The sequence below is a fragment of the Parasphingorhabdus sp. genome, from assembly GCF_039982415.1.
GTDB lineage: Bacteria > Pseudomonadota > Alphaproteobacteria > Sphingomonadales > Sphingomonadaceae > Parasphingorhabdus.
Genome location: NZ_JBDWYL010000011.1, coordinates 229,183 through 247,214, shown reverse-complemented (window position 1 = coordinate 247,214; position 18,032 = coordinate 229,183). Strand labels below are relative to the sequence as shown.

The window sequence follows — 18,032 nt, the reverse complement described above, 5'->3', positions numbered from 1 at the left end:
ATTAGGCAGGGATAAGGACACCATTATAGTCTTTATCCTCAAAAGCCCGGCCAGCGCCATTGGCAACACAGGTGAGTGGATCTTCGGCTATAGTCACGGCGAGGCCAGTTTCGTCGGAAATATGGTCGTCAATGCGTCCCAGCAACGCGCCTCCGCCGGTGAGAATAATGCCTTGATCTACGATATCTGCAGCCAATTCAGGGGCTGAATTTTCCAATGCATTGCGGACACTTTCCGTTATCTGTCCGACAGGCTCGGCAATGGCATCGGCAATCTCCGTTTCGGTGACAATGATTTTGCGCGGCATGCCTCTCACCAGATCGCGGCCTTTTATGTGCATGGTTTGGCCGCGATCTATGGGGCTGACCGCACTGGCCATTTGATGCTTGATGCGTTCTGCCGTGGATTCGCCAATTGCTAGATTATGTTTGCGCCGAATATGAGACGCAATTGCATCATCTATCTTGTCGCCACCCATCCGTCCGGAAGTGCTATATGCGAGGCCTTGTAAGGACAAGATGGCCACTTCGGTTGTACCGCCACCAATGTCGACAACCATCGACCCAACGGGTTCGGTCACAGCGATGCCAGCACCAATGGCGGCAGCCATTGGTTCCTCGATAAAATAGATTCGGGAACCGCCGGCATTGGAGGCGGCGTCACGAATAGCGCGTTTTTGTACATTGGTGGAGCCAGATGGAATACAGACCGCAATGTCAAATCGCCGCAGCAGACCTGCCTTTCTGTCATGCACTTTACGAATGAAATGTTTGATCATCTGTTCTGCAACATCAAGATCCGCAATGACCCCGTCTTTGAGAGGGCGAATAACTTTAATATTGGCTGGGGTTTTGCCCATCATCATTTTGGCATCGGCCCCAACGGCGCGGACCTTTGTGACCCCGTCACTCGTTTCCAGCGCCACCACCGATGGCTCATTCAGAACAATGCCCTGGTCGCGTAGATAGACTAATGTGTTGGCGGTCCCCAGATCAATTGCGATGTCCTGCGACTGGAGTTTGAATAGATTACGCATAGGTGATGAGCATCTTTGGATAACGGATGATGGAGGGAATGGAGGAACTAACGCATGTGAGTGCAATATCTTGAATGAACCTATGCTGTCTCAATCCGCGCAGTCGAATCTGCTGGCGGCGCGATCCAATCACCCAATGCGATTGAATAGAAGGTAGGAAGTTGATCGAACTTATAAATCGCGCAATAATATTATACGGTTTTGAATCATTGCAACACCATATCTGGTGTCACAATTGAGTCATTTACACCTGTGCATGGGTTGTGGATAATTTTTTTGTAAAATTTCGCCCTAGCTCTTGCTATCTCTTGCAGTCTTAGCAGGTCCACGCGTCGCTGCATTGCAGCATAAAATACGCGTCGATGAAGCGATTCATTTATACGACGAACAGAGTCGTTAAAATGTCATTTACCCTCTTGCATAAAATTTCAGTTCAGCCACTATAGGTTGTGGTTAAGCCAAGGGGGCATACCAACGTATAGTATTACTCGCCTGTAACGCCGACTCGGTGGACGGCTCCCTTTGGCCTGAATCGCAAGGAGTTTTTTCGGGTTTTTGGGCAAAAATAAATGCCCGTCCGGACGTAAAAAATGTTATGCTAGACGGCTCGGCTGCAGGAGTGTTTCCGAGTCGAACAATGCAAGAACATATAGTCCGGGATTAGAGCCCGAAATTACGCCCAAAAAAGGTCAGTCAGTATAAGCTGATCGCGAGATGGATTGGTAGTTTGATTAGGGGGCTTTAATGGATTTTAGAGATAGCCGGGATGATGCCGGAAATAATGGTAAAGATATGAGTGAGAGTGAAATGGCAGCCGAAGTCTTGGATACGCCTAAAGATAAATCCGAAAGCACTGCCAATGAAAGCACTGCCAAAACAGCACCAGTGAAAGAACCGGAAATAAGTAAGAAAGCAGAAGCGGAAGCGGCTGCGGCGCAAAAGAATGACGAGAAAGAGCTGAAGGCGGAACGCGACAGCCACAGTGTCGAGAAGCGCCGGTTCAATATTGTGCAGGATGATGCGCGCGATGATCTACTGACTGAATTTGGCAAGGAAACCCTGAAGGACCGTTATTTGCTTCCGGATGAAAGCTTCCAGGATCTTTTCTCTCGCGTGGCCGATGCTTATGCCGATGACCAAGAACATGCACAGCGTCTTTACGATTATATTTCAAAACTCTGGTTCATGCCAGCGACACCGGTATTGTCCAATGGCGGCACGGGCCGCGGGCTGCCGATTTCCTGTTATCTTAACAGTGTCGACGATAGTCTCGGCGGGATCGTCAATACCTGGAATGAAAATGTATGGCTCGCTTCCAAAGGTGGCGGCATTGGCACCTATTGGGGCAGTGTTCGCGGCATTGGCGAACCGGTTGGTCTGAATGGCAAGACATCAGGCATTATTCCTTTTGTTCGGGTGATGGACAGCTTGACCCTGGCCATTTCACAAGGATCCTTGCGTCGCGGTTCAGCGGCTTGCTATCTCGATATTGATCACCCGGAAATTGAAGAATTTCTAGAAATTAGAAAGCCTTCTGGTGACTTTAACCGAAAAGCTCTCAACCTGCACCACGGCGTGTTGCTGACGGACGAGTTTATGGAAGCGGTGCGCGATGGTACCGAAATGGATCTGAAATCACCGAAAACAGGCGAAGTGCGCGGCACGGTCGATGCACGCAGCCTGTTCCAGAAACTGGTAGAGACGCGTCTCGCCACCGGTGAGCCCTATATTATCTTTAACGACACTGTAAACCGGATGATGCCCAAGCATCACCGTGATCTGGGTCTCAAAGTTTCGACATCCAATCTGTGTTCCGAAATTACACTGCCGACGGGTCGCGATCATTTGGGTGAGGACAGAACGGCAGTGTGTTGCCTGTCCTCACTCAATCTCGAAAAATGGGATGAGTGGAGCGGCGACAAAGAATTTATCGAAGACGTTATGCGTTTCCTCGATAATGTGCTGCAAGATTATATTGACCGGGCGCCGGACGAAATGGCTCGCGCGAAATATAGCGCAAGTCGTGAGCGCAGCGTCGGTTTAGGCGTCATGGGCTTTCACAGCTTCTTGCAGGCGCGTGGTCTCGGCTTTGAAAGTGCCCTGGCCAAATCATGGAATATGAAAATATTCAAACATGTGTCAGCCAAAGCATCCGAAGCGAGCATGATGCTTGCCAAAGAACGGGGTCCTTGCCCTGATGCCGCAGACCAAGGCGTGATGGAGCGCTTCTCTTGTAAAATGGCAATTGCGCCCACCGCGTCCATTTCGATCATTTGTGGCGGCGCTTCTGCTTGTATCGAACCCATTCCGGCAAATATCTATACGCATAAAACACTGTCGGGCAGCTTCGTGGTCAAGAACCCGCATCTGGAAAAATTGCTCCAGGAAAAATCCAAAGACAGCAATAATATTTGGAATTCAATTCTCGAACAGGGCGGTAGCGTCCAGCATCTCGACTTTCTGAGTCAGGAAGAAAAAGATGCGTATAAAACCAGCTTCGAAATAGATCAGCGCTGGTTGCTTGAACTGGCTGCGGACCGCACGCCTTATATTGATCAGGCGCAATCGCTGAACCTGTTCATCCCGGCGGATGTCGATAAATGGGATTTGCTGATGTTGCATTTCCGTGCTTGGGAATTGGGCATTAAGTCGCTCTATTATTTGCGCTCGAAATCCATTCAGCGCGCGGGATTTGCCGGACAAGAAGATGCCAGTAAATCCGGCGGTGTCGAAGCCGACAATACACTCGATCCGAAAACGGTCGAATTGATGACGGCGGAAACAACCGACTATGATGAGTGTTTGGCTTGCCAATAACAAACGCCCAATTTTAGGCGTTTGCCCACTGCCCCCTCCTGTTTTGCTCCTTTAGAGGAGGGGGCTGTTTTCTTCAGAAGGTAAAGGATGCGTGGCCTATGGTGGCCAGATGATGTACGCCCATATGATAATATGATGAAAAGTACGAAAGCGGAGTAACGGAAAAAATGTCACTTTTGGAAGCACGGAAAACCTACAAGCCTTTTGAATATCCATGGGCCTATGACTTCTGGAAGCGGCAACAGCAGATTCACTGGATGCCCGAAGAAGTGCCTTTGGGCGAGGATTGCCGCGACTGGGCGCAGAAGCTGACCGATCACGAGCGCAACCTGCTCACGCAAATTTTCCGATTCTTCACCCAAGCCGACGTCGAAGTGCAGGATTGCTATCACGACAAATATGGCCGGGTGTTCAAGCCGACCGAAGTCAAGATGATGCTGACGGCCTTTTCCAACATGGAAACCGTCCACATCGCCGCTTATTCGCACCTGCTCGACACGATCGGCATGCCGGAAAGTGAATATAGCATGTTCCTCGAATATGAGGAGATGAAGGACAAGCATGATTATCTCGGTACGTTCGGCGTCGATACAGACGAAGATATTGCCAAGACGCTAGCCATGTTTGGCGGCTTTACCGAAGGCCTGCAGCTGTTTGCGAGCTTTGCCATGCTGATGAACTTCCCGCGCTTCAACAAGATGAAGGGCATGGGACAAATTGTGTCCTGGTCCGTGCGCGACGAAAGCCTGCACTGCGAAGGCATTGTCAAAATGTTCCACACCTTTGTGCAGGAACGCGATTGTCTGACCAAGAATGTCAAAGAAGAAATTATCGACTGCTGTCAGAAAACCGTGCGGTTGGAAGATGCATTTATCGATCTGGCGTTTAGCGATGGTCCAGTGACCGGCATGACCGCCAAAGAGATTAAGCGCTATATTCGTTATATTGCGGACTGGCGTCTCGGCCAATTGGGCTTCCAACCGATTTACATGATCGAAGACCACCCGCTGCCGTGGCTAACGCCGCTGCTCAACGGTGTCGAGCATGCCAACTTCTTCGAAACCCGCGCGACGGAATATAGCAAAGGCGCCACCAAAGGCGACTGGAACGAAGTGTGGAGCAGCTTTGACCAACGCAAAGGCAATAAAATTATCGGCATCGAAGAAACCGATAATGATGACGATGGCGAAGATATGTTCGAGCAGGCAGGGGTTGCTGCGGAGTGATGAGTGCCTAAAGTATCAGAATTTTTTCGATTAGGCGTAACACAGCCCAGTCTCGATTTTATTGATATACATAGCGAACGCGACGTACTTCTTTTTGTTGATCCATATGCTATTTCGCTCAAAAGCGATGTATGGTCAGATCTGTGCATGGATCACATCAATTCGTTTTTTCAATCATCCGTCGATTTGATTCATAGTGGCGACGAGGATGCCGCAAAAGCAGTTCTGTCTAATCTGAAAGAACCTAAAGAAACTGGGCTTGGTTACGGAAAGAGCGCTAGGCGTGGGAGAGGAGTTAGTGGTGGCAAAGCTCTTGATCTATACGCATCTTTGTCTCGGAGCCGGGCAGCACAAACCGGACTTCTAACGGATTTGGGAGAATTTGACCTCTTTATTGATGGGATCGGCCCTGATGGACTTTCGGATATTACTACCAATATTATAAAAAGGCCATTGATAGAATATACTCAGAAACAGTGTGAGCTATGGAAGATACCAATGCGAGAGGGAGTAGCGGTACCCCGTATTTGGAATTCAGCCAGAGGGGAATGGGGATCGGATTATTTCACCCTCCCAATTCTGGATGATGCGCCTTTGCTTCTCGTACCCAAATATAGCGCACGTCGGCAGATGACTTTGAATAGCCAAGAGTTCTATTCGGATTTTGTGTTGGATTATTTAGAGAAAGAAGAAATCAGGCGAGGATCATCACTGGTTCAAACGATAAAAAGTTCGGGACGTAGAAAGGTACTCAAGAAGGATTTGAAAGCCAAATACGAGTTTTCAAAAGATTTTCTTGCCCAATTCGCCGAAGCGACACCCGAAGTTCTGAACAATTATAAAGAATTTTATCGGAATCTTCCCGGCGGCGCAGGGTCTTTGTCTGACGAAGAGATTTTGGAAAAATTTGATGAAAACTTCGATCCTAGAGCGTTCGCTGAGGCTTTAAGAATTGAGCTACGAAGGATTCCTGGCGGGTCCGAGCATGCTACAACTTATCACCGGTTTATGATTGGACTGTTTGAGTTCATTTTTTATCCGAACTTCATTTATCCTGAATTGGAGGCTGAAATTGAAGATGGTAGGAAACGAATTGACATTCTTTATACCAACGCGGCGGTACACGGAGTCTTCCATCGACTTCAATCCTTAGCACAAACTAGAAGTCATGTAGTACCGGTAGAATGTAAGAATTATACACGAGAGATTGCAAATCCGGAGTTAGATCAAATTGCTGGTAGGTTTTCGAATGAGCGGGGTTGGTTCGGGATAATCTGCTGTCGGCATTTGCAGAACAAAGATCGATTTATCCAAAGATGCAAAAATACTGCAAATGCCGGACGAGGCACGGTTCTACCACTGGACGATGACGACATAGATAGGGTTCTGGAGATGCTCGGTCAGAACCGTCGGACATCCGTAGATGAATTTCTAAATCAAAAGATAGTAGAAATAATAAGTTAGAATCACGGCATCGGTCCACCAACCATCACCACCCCCATCACCGCCAATAATCATCCCGCTCCGCTCCATCATACCGACCGGAGCGCAGGCAGCAGCGTTTGAAATCTCTTCCCCGAGCCGCAGGGACAGGGATCACGACGGCCGAGTTTTTCGGTGAGCTCTATGGCCCCGCCTTTAATCGACCGCCGCCCTCGTTTGACCTGCGTCTCGCTGGGGAAGCCTTTACGGCGTTTGCTTATGACCTCGAAAGCTTGGGGCTTCGTCATATTGGTCGGGGTTATATTGGTCGGGGTTATATTGGTTATGGTTTTTCATTTTATCCTCCTGTTTTTTTCCCCTCCCCTGAAGGAGAGGGGCTTGATCAAAACCATTCCACCGGCGTTTCTGCCGCTGGTTTGGCGATTATCTGATAATCGTCGTGGTACATAATCTGTCCCGGACGATCCGTTGCCAGCTTAGCAATGTTCACACCGCAATCGCGCAGCAAAGCCGCCAGCACAAAGGCACGGGCAATCATCTCCCGCGCATCATCGCGAAACCAGCAAATGCCATCCCGATACCAGCGCTTGCGCGACCGAATCTCGAAATCGCTATAGCGCGGCCTTGGCAAATGCTCGTTGAACCAATCCAGTTCCAGCTCGACGGCGTCGCGCAAGCAAGCCGGCGTGTCTTCTTCATAAACCACCCACATGGCCCCGCGAAACAAGCCATAAGCGCCGGTGCGGTTACCAGCATGAAGCGGCGAAACAAATCGCACATACATATATAAACCCTCCCGGCCCTGCGCTCCGCTGGACCGAAAATAGAAATTGCAAAGGGAAAGAAACCGTCAGACATTGTCTGCGGGTCCTGAGTCAGGGGCCTTCCGCGCCCCTATGGAGAGCAAACCCTAGTGAAAGGGTCTGGCTCTGCTTAGCAGGAGGGCGGAGGTGCGAAATATGTGCGAAAAAACATCATACACCTCAATTGTTTGAAGCGCGGCAGATAGTATCATTTGAAAATAAAGTAAAGGGGCGGAGGGAATGTTTAATCTGCCACTACCCCATCACGCGTTCAAACTCACCGCCTCTTGCGTCTTACCTTAAACACTTTCTTCTCGACATATTCGGTGAAATCCTTGGAATAGGCATCGCGCAATTCTACTTGCGCTTTTTCGATATCCTCTTCGGTTTTCGGAGGGAAATATTCGAGTGGGTTTTTCACCTGACCCTTGCCAATTTTGGTTTGGGTTTCCCCATCAAATTCGCGATAGACCCAACCGGTGAACAGGTTGCTGCCGTACATCATCGCTTTGTGATAGAAAATATGGGTGGTGGTCAGCTCTGCATAGCAAGGCGCGGTGGAATCGGTCAGCCGTTTCTTGGCTTTGATGGTCTTGTTCATCGCCTTAATCTTGGCCTTTAACTCCGGATCATTTTTGGCATCCTCGTTAAACGGGGTTGGCTCTTGAACAATTATTTTATAGCCATCCAGCTTCAGCGTTTCGGTAATGCCAATCCGGTTGAGCTCGGCCATCTGCACGTCGGGACCAAGATAATCTTTCATCAAATCCTTTACCGTCGCGACGCGGTTTTTATGGCTGGCTTGATCCGCAATGGCGCCGACAATGCCAAAGCCCGACAAGAGGCCGGTGTTGATGCCGAGATAATTTTCGGTCGGCCAAACATGCAGCTCACATACAGAGCCATCGGCTGCTGTTTTGTAGACCGGTTCCGCAACTTCTGCTGCCGGTTCTATTGTCGCATCAGTTTCTGAGGTTAAGACAGCCGGCTCGGGTTCGGCCGCTGGAACGGCTTGTGGATCGGCGGTATCGACAGGCGCAGCCGTTTCCTGCGCCAGTGCCGGGCTGGTTAGGAAAATCGCGGCTGTGACCGTCGCGGATAGTTTTGAAATTTGTGACATGTAATTTACTCCCCCAAAAACTTGTTCTTCAAATCGAGCAAATTTGGGACTAAATCTCAAGCAAAAAATGCAATTATCTGTTTATTTGTCAGACGTTTAAGATTGTTGAGATGAGCATGTCTTTCGGTCTGTTCTTGTGTCTTGGTTCGTAAACTCAAAATTTTTCGCGTGTAACATTCTTTTCACCCATTGGCCGAAACAGGCAAGTGGCACGCTTGTCTTGCCCGCTCTCTCCATGCATCTGATTCAGTCTGAGCGGGATGAAATTTCTGTGCAATGGGAATAGGTGCTGATGGGAATAAAATATCTTTGCTGCGCTATGCTCATGGTTGGGGCATTGGCTGTTGCGGGACAGGCGGCGCTATCCGCGCCGATGGATAATGCGGAAGGGAAAGGCGGCCGAGTGGCGGTTGCCAGTCTCAAGGATTATCCCGATATCGGATCTGCATCGGGAATGCAGTGGATTTTCAATTCGGCCAGCGATCCGCCGGTTCTTGCTTTTGAAGTTCCGCGAACGGATAATCAGCTGTGGGCTATGGTTTGCGAACGGGCTGATCATGGTCGTGTTATTGTTGCCCATCTGATCGTCGCCTCTCCAGAATATAAAGGGGAAGGGGACTATGTCCAATTGACCATCCGGGTCGATGATCGCCTAGCCTTGAAACGGGCGGCGCCAATGCGATCAGTGATGTTGGAGGGGGAGCGTTATTTTATGCCGCAATTTCATCTGCCGATTGATCATCCGCTATTTTCAGCGCTGGCGGCCGGTCGGCGGGCCTATATGGATATGGATGACAGTAAGTTCAGCATCGGACTAGCGGGATCTGGAAAAGCGCTAAAGGGTTTTTTGAAAGCTTGTCGTTAGGCAAAGGATTGGGCTGAAAGCCTCGACAATGGGGATGTCTTTGAAATTAGATAATTGCAGATGCGGCATTTTGTGTCGCTGGAACAATACTGGCGCCGATGAAAATGGCGGAACAGATAATGGCGGCAATGGCGGCGGAGATTTGGGTTGAGATATTACGGGGCATGATAGGTCCTTTTGGGTTGAGATGGTAATTTATGAAACAGTGAAGGCAGCGATGTTTTGAACAGCTGGTCCGACACTTGCGCTGATCAGAACAGCGGCAGAGAAAAGAGCGGCAAAGGCTGCGACGGCTTGTGTTTGAAATGTATTGGTCATGATATTTTCCTGAAATTTGGGGTTTGTGATTAAGCGATGAAAGAAGCGGTGTTTTGAACAGCTGGTCCGACACTTGCGCTGATTAAAACAGCGGCTGAGAAAAGAGCGGCGAAGGCTGCAACAACTTGATTTTGGATATTTACGTTTGTCATTTTTAATTCCCTTGGTTTGAATTTGGTCTTTCACAAATTGATTTGCGAAGATGTCCCTAGCTTTGCACAGGGCGTGCCAGTTTTATAAAAAGCAATAATATCAATTACATAGATAATTTTGCGACATAAGGACCAATTGTGCTAAGCTGAAAGTTGGTAAAAAAAACCAACTATTAGTTTTACAACATTGGCGGAATGAATGATTTGTCCCTGGTCCATGCATGGCCGAAGGGTTCCGCCACATGGCCGAGTGCAAAAAATGCCCAAATGGCGGCTCTCAACTTATGAGACTATTTCAAAAGAGACGGCGGTCTCGTTTGTCTTTGTTGCGGGTAGCGGTGCTAATATTGGGCGGTCCCGCCATCGACGCTTAACATGGCACCGGTAATGCCAGCGCCGGCATCAGATGCCAGCAGTAGCGCCATGGCCGCCACTTCCTGCACGGTATTGGGGCGCTTCAATGCGCTTTCCTGAGAGAACATGTCGATCATTTCTTCAAATGTCATACCCAGTCCCGCAGCGGTGGTGGGGCCATTGTCGAGTATTAGGTCGGTAAGCACTAGGCCCGGGCAAATAGAATTAACAGTGATACCCATAGTGCCGACTTCATGCGCGACGGCCTTGGTCATTCCGTTAATGCCATGTTTGGCAATTGTATAAGGCGCAAATGTCGGCTTGCCCATTTTGCCTTCGGTGGAACTTATATTAATGATGCGGCCAGACTTTTGGGCAATCATCGGTTTCAATGCGCGCCTCGTTGCCCAGAATGTCGCATAGATGTTCCACTTCATCGCCTCGTCAAACGCTTCATCGGTAAGATCGACCAAGGGCGCCAATGCACCGGCGCCGCCGGCATTATTGACGAGGATATCTACGGTACCGAAATTTGCGATGGTTTGGTCGATAAAGCCTTCAACCGATTCTTGGCTCATAACATCACCTGCAAAAAATGTAGCGCGCTCACCGACATCCCATTCTTTGAGCAACTGAGCACCTTTTTTAGGATTGCGCGCCATTAGCGCGACATTGGCGCCTTCTGCCAAAAAGGCCTCTGCTATTCCGCGGCCGATACCGGCTGTGCCGCCCGTGATGGCTGCAGTTTTACCTTTGAGTTGCATGTTACTCTCCCGAATTGTCTTGCGTTCACCGCTATCGATCGTCGGCCATGGGATCAATCATTCAAAAGACTAGGGATAAAGCAATTAGCGGTTAATCGTCTGAAAAATATAGAAAATACTCTGATTGTTCATATAAAAGGCCATAAACATGAACCTCAGATAAAATCAACATTCAGCCATTGGTCAATTGCCGGCGCCTAGAACCATTTTTGTCGGGCATGAAATGAGTCGGATCAAGATGATCCCATTTGGAGTAGAGAAAATGATTAACAAGGTTTTAGGAACATTCGCCGTCACCGCTGCCGCTGTTTCAGCGATGGCATTCGCCACTCCAGCTGAAGCGCGCGGTGGATATCATCAAGGTTATAGCGATGGCTATTATCAAAAAATTGGTGACGATCGTCGCAGGTATCGCCGCGGTGATTACTACAGGGATGATCGCTATTATGATCGCCGTGATCGCCGTTATTATCGGGAGAAGCGCCGTTATCGGAACGACCGTCGGCGTTATCGGGGATGTGATCGCGGGACCGGCGGAACCATTATCGGTGCAATCGCAGGCGGTCTATTAGGCAATGAAGTTTCCCGCCGCGGCAATAAGACCGAAGGCACGATTATTGGCGGCGCTGTCGGTGCTTTGGCTGGTCGGGCAATTGACGGTAATTGCTAGGCCAAGCCGGAAGACAGTATATGATACGCCCTTATCTTGATGGATGCAGCATAAGGGCCAAACATTCCTCGTGTAAGGTAAAGAGGAAAGGGGACCGTGGCGGCAAGCTTCGGTCCCCGTTTTTTATCTGAGATCTGCGCTAACGCCGCGCCAACAAAGGTGGTACCTCGCCTACCCAGTCGGACAGGTCGACATCATCTGAGACGAAATAGGGATTGCCTTTGCTGTTGAGATAGAAGCGCTGCATTTCACTGCGGCTAAATGGCCGCGAGCCTAGCCGGCCGAAAACAGCCATTTGTCCGCCAGTTTCATCAACCGCCCGGTCGCGATCCAATCCCTTAGATAAGGCCAAAGCCGGTTTCGGTGTGCGCGCAAAGGCGATAAGCTCTGGTTTGGGCGGGGGCGAAAAACCGTAATAATTGGGCTGGCTGTCCGGTGAAGTCAGTTGGATGACTTTCAGTCCGTTTCTGCCATCCGCAACATAAGCAAATAATGTCGCATTGGTTGAGCCGACAATAACATCTTCTGCATCGTTCATCTGACCGTCAAATGTCTCTTTCCGATAGATGACCGGTGTTTCAGGCTTGGTGATATCGGCAATGACCAGTCCTTCGTCTTTGGCTGCGATATAAGCAAAGGTCCGCGCGAGATAGAGGCGCCGGGCGTTGTTAAGTGGTATATTCCCAGATTCTACCGCTATTGGGTTTTCCATATCGGTAATGTTGAACAGCTTCACGCCTTCAGCATCGGTCACCCAGATATAGCGGAATTGGAGAGCTGATGCGCGGGCATCGGTAAGCGGCTTCGTGACAATATGCTTGGGTTTCAACGGATCATTGAGATCGATAACAACCAAGCCGCTATCGGCCGTAATATAAGCATAGTGACCCGCCAGCGTAATATGTCTGGCGCCATCAAGCACGCCATCTGCATTCCAGGTCACCGCCCGTTTGAAAAAGTTATTGCGAAACTCACCATCGGCCAAGGTGTTGACATCGACAAGGATCAATCCTTCTTCGCTGTCGGTAATAACCGCATAATTATAGATGGGATGGAAAGACTGTTCCTCGTTAATTTCTCTCAATTCGGCTGTGTTGCGTTCTGGAGCAATGGGCTGATTGGTGGACAGCGCCATACAGGTTGCGTTTTTGGTATCGACATGCGTGTCATGGCCAATCGAAGAGAAAGGCGCTTTGACTATGCGTTCGGAAAAGCCCTTATTGCCGATGGAGGCGACGTCATAGGCGCGGAATCCGCCTTTGCCTTCCGCGACAAACATATATTCGCCGCGCAGTTGTAAGCAGCGCACGCTGTCTCCAGTGCCTTGAACAACATTAGCAAATTCTTCGAGGGCTTTTGTTTCACCGGAGAAATTGTCATCGAGCCGTTCACCGCGAACCCAATTGATCAATTCGCGTCCATTATCTTCGACATGCATGCGCCAATAATCGGGATAGGCATATTTTTGCAGATATGAACCGATAACCGCTTGGGGCTCATCCCACTCGGTTACGCGTACGGCTTCAAAACCTTTTTCCAATCCCACCCAGGCATGCAAACCAACAAAGTTCACAAAATTCGTGCCTTGCAAGAGCAGTTGGGACATGATTGCATTATTGTCGTTGGCTTGGCTGAGGTGGCAGTCTGAACATTGTTTGGTTTCTGTTTTCCTGACCGTATGCGGAAAATGGGGCGCAAAGGCTTGGCTGGAAAAACCAATGGCTGAGATTGGCGGTTGTTGGACATAGATCCGCTCGCGGTTGATATTTGTCGAAGACAAGATCAAGGCCGATGTAGACCGAACCGGAGCAATGATGCTGCCTTTGGTTGTCTGGTGACGACCGAGCTGGAACATCTGATCGCGGGCAACCTGAGGATTATACGTGGCATAGTTGCGGGTCGTGCCGCCTTCATATTTATGGCTTTCAGCTTGCCAGTTTGCTTCAATCGGTAAATGGCAACCGCCGCAGCTTGTTGTCCAACTGAGATGGCAGGTGAAGCAGACCATATTCTCATCTTTATGAGCCCGATCTGCTGCTGGAACGCCGCTACCAAAGGTAAATTTCCCGGTCTCTGCTCCGGCCTTGGACATGAGTTTTGCGCGCGCGGATTTTTGATTGAAATCCGGATGGCCGCGATCGACGCTATCTTTGACCAGACTGACGCGCCAGCTAATTTTAGGATCGACAATCGAGCGCTGAATCAGGACTCGGTTGCCCTTTTCATCTTGCATCCATTCAAACCGGCGCTGTCCATCAGCGTTGCGCAACAATGCGAGATTTTTGCCTTTGGGACGCGCGGCCAGATTAGAGGTCATCAAAGTGGGATAGGCATCAGCTGTGCCGTGACAGTCTTTGCAATTAATCTCTACGGCATTGGCCACTTCGCCGTAGATTAAACCATTGCCGTGACTGTCCTGGGCAAAATGACAATCAGCGCATTGCATGCCCACTTCGGCGTGAATACTCATCATATGGACGGATTTTCCTGGATTAATGCCAGGTTCGACAAATTTTTCTTCTTCTTTTCGGCGGAATTTTTCCGGATCGTCATTGTCGACAATATCGCCTTTTTCATCGAGCAAATTGCCCGCACGATCGCGTTTGAGAATGGCCCGGAAGTTCCAGCCATGGCCATGATAGTCCGCAAATTGCGTGTCTTTGGCTTCACTGTTGAGGTCATAGACATTGCGCAAGAAGTCCAAGTCTCCCCACAGGCCTTTGGGAGATGCGGCTTCGGGATTGCGATCGAGGATTTTGCGGACTTCTTCCGCATCAGGGAATTTCTGCTGCTTGTAAGTTTTAATATATTCTTCTTCGCTCATTCCCTCAGGCTTGGGCGTGGTGTTGTCGGGGCCCGGCCACATCAGCGGCGCATCGGATTCATAGTCCCACATGGTATAGCCCAAGAAGCTGTTGAGGAAGATATTGGGCTGGTGCATGTGGCAGTTCATGCACTGTGCGGTTGGAATGGCTCGGGTGAAGGCGTGTTGAATCGGATGGCCTTTTTCCCTTAGCGCAGGATCAATATCGCCATCATACTTGCCGTCATGTTCTTTGTCATCGCTGGCCGATTTATGATAATCCGCCGTTTTCTTTTTATATTTGCCCTTTTTACTCAGAGCGGCATCATAGGTACCATAGCTGCCGGTGCGATGTTCGCCTTCTTTCAGATTGCGAATGGTAGGGTCGTTAGTTTGGGTTTGACCATCACGACCATATTTGGCCCAGATCAAACTGTGTCGCGGTTCCCGGTCATTAGCATAGACAACGTGACAACTGGCACAACCTGATTGCCGATAATCGCCTGGTTGGTCATTGGTTCCCATGAACCAGGTAAACGGATCATTGAGCCGGGTTTTGTGAATATTGAGCGCGGGAATGGCGACGCGCAAGCCTGTGCCTGGACCGCGATTGGATTGTTTAAGGTCAGGGCGGCCCGGCTCTTCCAGACGCTGAATAATACCGCCAATATTCGGCAAGCCGATCTCCGGAAATTGGGTGTTAACATTTCTGCCGCCGCGTTCAAAGACGCGGAAAACATCGCCTGGCGGAATGGTATGCCATGTGGGCAATGGATATAATATCGGCAAGGCGCCCCGGGCCTTTTGCTCTTCAGTAACCGTGCCGTGCGGATTGCCTGGTGATTTGATCGTCGCAGGCAATCCCTTGCGGGTATAGGCTTCACCGAAGATGTAATTTTTAAACGGAACAATGCCGTTATTATAAGCGGCTCCGCCCCACAGCATGGCGCCTGTGGCCATGAGCGAGCGCTCCGATGCTTCGATAATCTCCATATGACAGGCGCCACAGGCCTCGCGAGCGACGCGATAGTCAGAAGGATTAACGAAGCGAACAAATTCCGGAGATTCTTTGTTCAGTAATGTGTAGCTGCGCTTGGGATTGGCAGAAGATGGCCAATGCCAGCTTTCGGGATATTTAGGCAAAACATGCGCTTTTTTGAGCGCGTGCATATATTGCGGGCTTTTCTTACCCCATGTGTTGTCCCCGGTAATGCTCGCATCGCCGCCGTGGCAATCTACGCAGCCAAGCACGACTGCGGGGGTTTCGTGCATGGTCTTTTGATCGCTATCGGTGTGGCAAGAAACGCAACCGCTGCTTTTGGAATTGGCGGCGTCCCATGTCTGGTTTTGCGGCGCGGGCGGTGTGAATCGATAGTCAATTTTTTGCGGCTTCTCTTTGCCCGCGGCCAAAGCCGGGGACATTCCCATGGTCAGCAGCATTATCGCGAAAATAAGCGCGATCATCGCTCGTATCATATGCATGGCATGTGATATGGATGATGAAGAAGCGTGAGGAACTTGCATATCAGAAGGCCAATATTGCGTTGAAAAGAATGGAATAATGGAAATCACGTTTGTCCGTTTGGTCGAACAAATCTTCAAAACCATCGCCGGGGAGCAACGCTGCTCCCGACAGACGGAAAACGAGATTTTGGGTTGCCCGAGGACGGTAAATAGCGGCGGCTGACAAGTCCCAACCAATATCTTTGGGGATCGAGCCTTCCACCCTTAAGGCTTCGAGACTCTCGGTTTTGTGAAACCACAAATGATTGGCATTGGCCGACAAGCGAAAATCGGGAGTCAAATCCGCATCAACTCCGACACCGGCTAATATCGTACCGGGATTGTTGAAGTTGCTTTGACCTTGTTCCTTTGATGACCGGAGCGAATTGAGAATACCATTGCGGCCGTTGATGCTGATCGCGCGACCACCGCCAGCAAAGGGGATGGTTTGCCGGATCCAATAGCTGGTATCCGCGCCAGCAAAAATGGGATTTTCAAAAATAGAGTCAAAGCCCGCTTCAGTGTTATTATATGGATTTCCGTCGCCACTGGCGAACAGGCCCGAGGCTCGAAACCTTAGGAAATCAACATCATAGCTGGCCTCAGCAGCTGCAAAATAGGCGGCTATTTTTGCTGGTTCACTCGTGAATATGCTGTTGCGATCTTCGCCAAAGGCCCCATAAAGTTGTCCGGTGACATTGATCCGGCCAATCCGACCATCCACCGCATAACCAGGATAGACCACATCATAAGCCCGCCCACGCAAATCGCCAATCAAGGCGGGTCGGACCGGAAAACCATTATCATCAATCTCGATATCGCTCTTTTCGCGATTCATATTATAGGTCACGCTGAACTGGCTAGTCAGACCGACAAAGGGCAAATCCTGCCGATAGAGATTAGCGAAGAAAATATAGCTCTCCCGCGGCGTCTGAAAAATATCATTGAGGCCGCTATTGGTGTCTTTTTCAAGCTGAAGAAAGGCACCCAGATTATATTGCACGCGGTTATTGTCACGCGTTCCAAACAGACGAAATCCCAATTGGTTGTCCTGGAAAAGAAAACCACGGAAATCAGCCTGCATCGGCTGGATACCGATGCGGAAACTGTCAAAGTCATAACGCGCTGATGTATTGCGGATATGATAGTCAAAAAAGGCTTCTTGAACGCCAACAAAATAATCGGTCCGATTGGATGTTTTTGATGGCTCTACAAACAAGACGCGGCGTTCGGGAACATTCACGTGGTTAATCTGCGTTGCCAGCGTCAGCCGATATTCGACATCAGGCGGCTTATAGGCGGTAGATCCTTTGATGAGCGCAAAGCCGGTAATGAAGGTTTGGGCATAAACTTCCGAACCAGACCGTCCAAACACGTCGATGCTGTTTGAGCGTTCGGTTGTCTGTACGCCAACAGGTATCGGGAAACTGCGCGGTTCGATGACAGTGTCCGAGATCGCGTTGACGACAAAAAACCAATCGTCGCCTTTCAGGAAAGACGGTTTCTTATCTTCCGGTATCGGCTTGTCACCTTTGAGTACGTTTTGCGCGTAAGGGTTGGACGTATTGCTACAATTGTTTTTTAACGCACCAAATACCTTGAAAATCGACTGATCACCGCCTTTTTGCGGGCATAAAGTTTGCAGGATACGCCAGCGATCGGGCACCGGAAATTCATCCGTAGGAAAGGCTTCCGGGGGAGGCGCGCTGATGGCTCCAGGATTGTTCTGGATGATGCGATCGGGCAATTCTTTGGGTACGCCGGGGCGCCGCCGGCCATCGATCAAGGCTTCATCAGCCTCCAATCCATCAAAATCCATTTCCAATTGCTGCGGTTCAGCTGCGATGGTTTCAATGGGTTCTTCTGCTTCAACCGGATCTGCACTGCCTACGGATGTCGTATCCGCATCGCCAGAAGGCGCGCTAATGGCCAGCATATTCTGATCCGGCGCCAGATCTCCCAATGTGGAGGGCACAATATCGCGGGCGAGATCAAATTCTGAGTTCTCAACCCGCATCCAGTCAAATTGATCGCTGGCTAACAATGCATTGAGCGAAGCTTCCATTTCTTCAACCGACGCACGCTGGGTTTCAAGCTGTTCTGCTTGACCAGACATGACCGCCATGAAGGGCAAAAAGGAGGAAGTGACGCCGGACAC

At 49.9% G+C, this 18,032-nt stretch carries 12 protein-coding genes; 5 read left to right on the top strand and 7 right to left on the bottom strand.

The genetic code is table 11. From position 1 onward, the window contains the following. Position 1: 1 nt before the first annotated feature. Positions 2-1,036: a rod shape-determining protein gene (locus ABJU74_RS15350; RefSeq protein WP_348385288.1), complete on the bottom strand. Its 1,035-nt coding sequence runs from the start codon at positions 1,034-1,036 to the stop codon at positions 2-4. Positions 1,037-1,780: 744 nt separating this feature from the next. Here ABJU74_RS15350 and ABJU74_RS15345 point away from each other — a divergent pair. The 3 genes from ABJU74_RS15345 to ABJU74_RS15335 all read left to right on the top strand — a co-directional run bounded on the left by ABJU74_RS15345 (position 1,781) and on the right by ABJU74_RS15335 (position 6,543). Then, positions 1,781-3,853 carry a ribonucleoside-diphosphate reductase subunit alpha gene (locus tag ABJU74_RS15345; protein WP_348385289.1) on the top strand — a complete coding sequence of 691 codons (2,073 nt, stop codon included), beginning with the start codon at positions 1,781-1,783 and terminating at the stop codon, positions 3,851-3,853. A gap of 167 nt (positions 3,854-4,020) precedes the next feature. Beyond that, complete coding sequence (locus ABJU74_RS15340; protein WP_348385290.1) at positions 4,021-5,079, top strand: ribonucleotide-diphosphate reductase subunit beta; 1,059 nt, start codon at positions 4,021-4,023, stop codon at positions 5,077-5,079. Positions 5,080-5,082: 3 nt separating this feature from the next. Further along, the gene (locus ABJU74_RS15335; protein WP_348385291.1) at positions 5,083-6,543 is read left to right on the top strand and encodes a hypothetical protein; all 1,461 of its coding nucleotides are present in this window, start codon (positions 5,083-5,085) and stop codon (positions 6,541-6,543) included. A 361-nt stretch (positions 6,544-6,904) separates the two neighbouring features. On the opposite strand, the gene ABJU74_RS15330 is transcribed toward ABJU74_RS15335, so the two are convergent. Both ABJU74_RS15330 and ABJU74_RS15325 read right to left on the bottom strand, forming a co-directional pair. Then, positions 6,905-7,306, bottom strand: coding sequence for a hypothetical protein (locus ABJU74_RS15330; protein WP_348385292.1), 402 nt, complete (start codon positions 7,304-7,306; stop codon positions 6,905-6,907). A gap of 296 nt (positions 7,307-7,602) precedes the next feature. Beyond that, positions 7,603-8,445, bottom strand: a complete 843-nt coding sequence (locus ABJU74_RS15325) for a hypothetical protein (RefSeq protein ID WP_348385293.1) — start codon at positions 8,443-8,445, stop codon at positions 7,603-7,605. Between the two features lie 292 nt (positions 8,446-8,737). Between ABJU74_RS15325 and ABJU74_RS15320 the strand changes: the two genes are divergently transcribed. After that, entirely contained in the window at positions 8,738-9,310 is a 573-nt protein-coding gene (locus ABJU74_RS15320; RefSeq protein ID WP_348385294.1) for a hypothetical protein, read from the top strand. A 195-nt stretch (positions 9,311-9,505) separates the two neighbouring features. Here ABJU74_RS15320 and ABJU74_RS15315 read toward each other — a convergent pair whose 3' ends face one another. After that, positions 9,506-9,628: a hypothetical protein gene (locus tag ABJU74_RS15315; RefSeq protein WP_348385295.1), complete on the bottom strand. Its 123-nt coding sequence runs from the start codon at positions 9,626-9,628 to the stop codon at positions 9,506-9,508. Positions 9,629-10,121: 493 nt separating this feature from the next. Further along, positions 10,122-10,898: an SDR family oxidoreductase gene (locus tag ABJU74_RS15310; protein ID WP_348385296.1), complete on the bottom strand. Its 777-nt coding sequence runs from the start codon at positions 10,896-10,898 to the stop codon at positions 10,122-10,124. A 262-nt stretch (positions 10,899-11,160) separates the two neighbouring features. Here ABJU74_RS15310 and ABJU74_RS15305 point away from each other — a divergent pair, with 262 nt between their 5' ends. Next, positions 11,161-11,568, top strand: a complete 408-nt coding sequence (locus tag ABJU74_RS15305) for a glycine zipper 2TM domain-containing protein (protein WP_348422858.1) — start codon at positions 11,161-11,163, stop codon at positions 11,566-11,568. Between the two features lie 139 nt (positions 11,569-11,707). On the opposite strand, the gene ABJU74_RS15300 is transcribed toward ABJU74_RS15305, so the two are convergent. Next, the gene (locus tag ABJU74_RS15300; RefSeq protein ID WP_348385613.1) at positions 11,708-15,793 is read right to left on the bottom strand and encodes a hypothetical protein; all 4,086 of its coding nucleotides are present in this window, start codon (positions 15,791-15,793) and stop codon (positions 11,708-11,710) included. A 103-nt stretch (positions 15,794-15,896) separates the two neighbouring features. Continuing rightward, positions 15,897-18,032: a hypothetical protein gene (locus ABJU74_RS15295; RefSeq protein WP_348385298.1), complete on the bottom strand. Its 2,136-nt coding sequence runs from the start codon at positions 18,030-18,032 to the stop codon at positions 15,897-15,899.

What these genes read in the sequence shown, in the direction of transcription:
- ABJU74_RS15300 (WP_348385613.1), bottom strand. Translation starts at nt 15,793, where the DNA reads ATGTCCCCGGCTTTGGCCGCGGGCAAAGAGAAGCCGCAAAAAATTGAC.
- ABJU74_RS15345 (WP_348385289.1), top strand. Translation starts at nt 1,781, where the DNA reads ATGGATTTTAGAGATAGCCGGGATGATGCCGGAAATAATGGTAAAGAT.
- ABJU74_RS15320 (WP_348385294.1), top strand. Translation starts at nt 8,738, where the DNA reads ATGGGAATAAAATATCTTTGCTGCGCTATGCTCATGGTTGGGGCATTG.
- ABJU74_RS15325 (WP_348385293.1), bottom strand. Translation starts at nt 8,445, where the DNA reads ATGTCACAAATTTCAAAACTATCCGCGACGGTCACAGCCGCGATTTTC.
- ABJU74_RS15310 (WP_348385296.1), bottom strand. Translation starts at nt 10,898, where the DNA reads ATGCAACTCAAAGGTAAAACTGCAGCCATCACGGGCGGCACAGCCGGT.
- ABJU74_RS15305 (WP_348422858.1), top strand. Translation starts at nt 11,161, where the DNA reads ATGATTAACAAGGTTTTAGGAACATTCGCCGTCACCGCTGCCGCTGTT.
- ABJU74_RS15315 (WP_348385295.1), bottom strand. Translation starts at nt 9,628, where the DNA reads ATGACCAATACATTTCAAACACAAGCCGTCGCAGCCTTTGCCGCTCTT.
- ABJU74_RS15330 (WP_348385292.1), bottom strand. Translation starts at nt 7,306, where the DNA reads ATGTATGTGCGATTTGTTTCGCCGCTTCATGCTGGTAACCGCACCGGC.
- ABJU74_RS15350 (WP_348385288.1), bottom strand. Translation starts at nt 1,036, where the DNA reads ATGCGTAATCTATTCAAACTCCAGTCGCAGGACATCGCAATTGATCTG.
- ABJU74_RS15340 (WP_348385290.1), top strand. Translation starts at nt 4,021, where the DNA reads ATGTCACTTTTGGAAGCACGGAAAACCTACAAGCCTTTTGAATATCCA.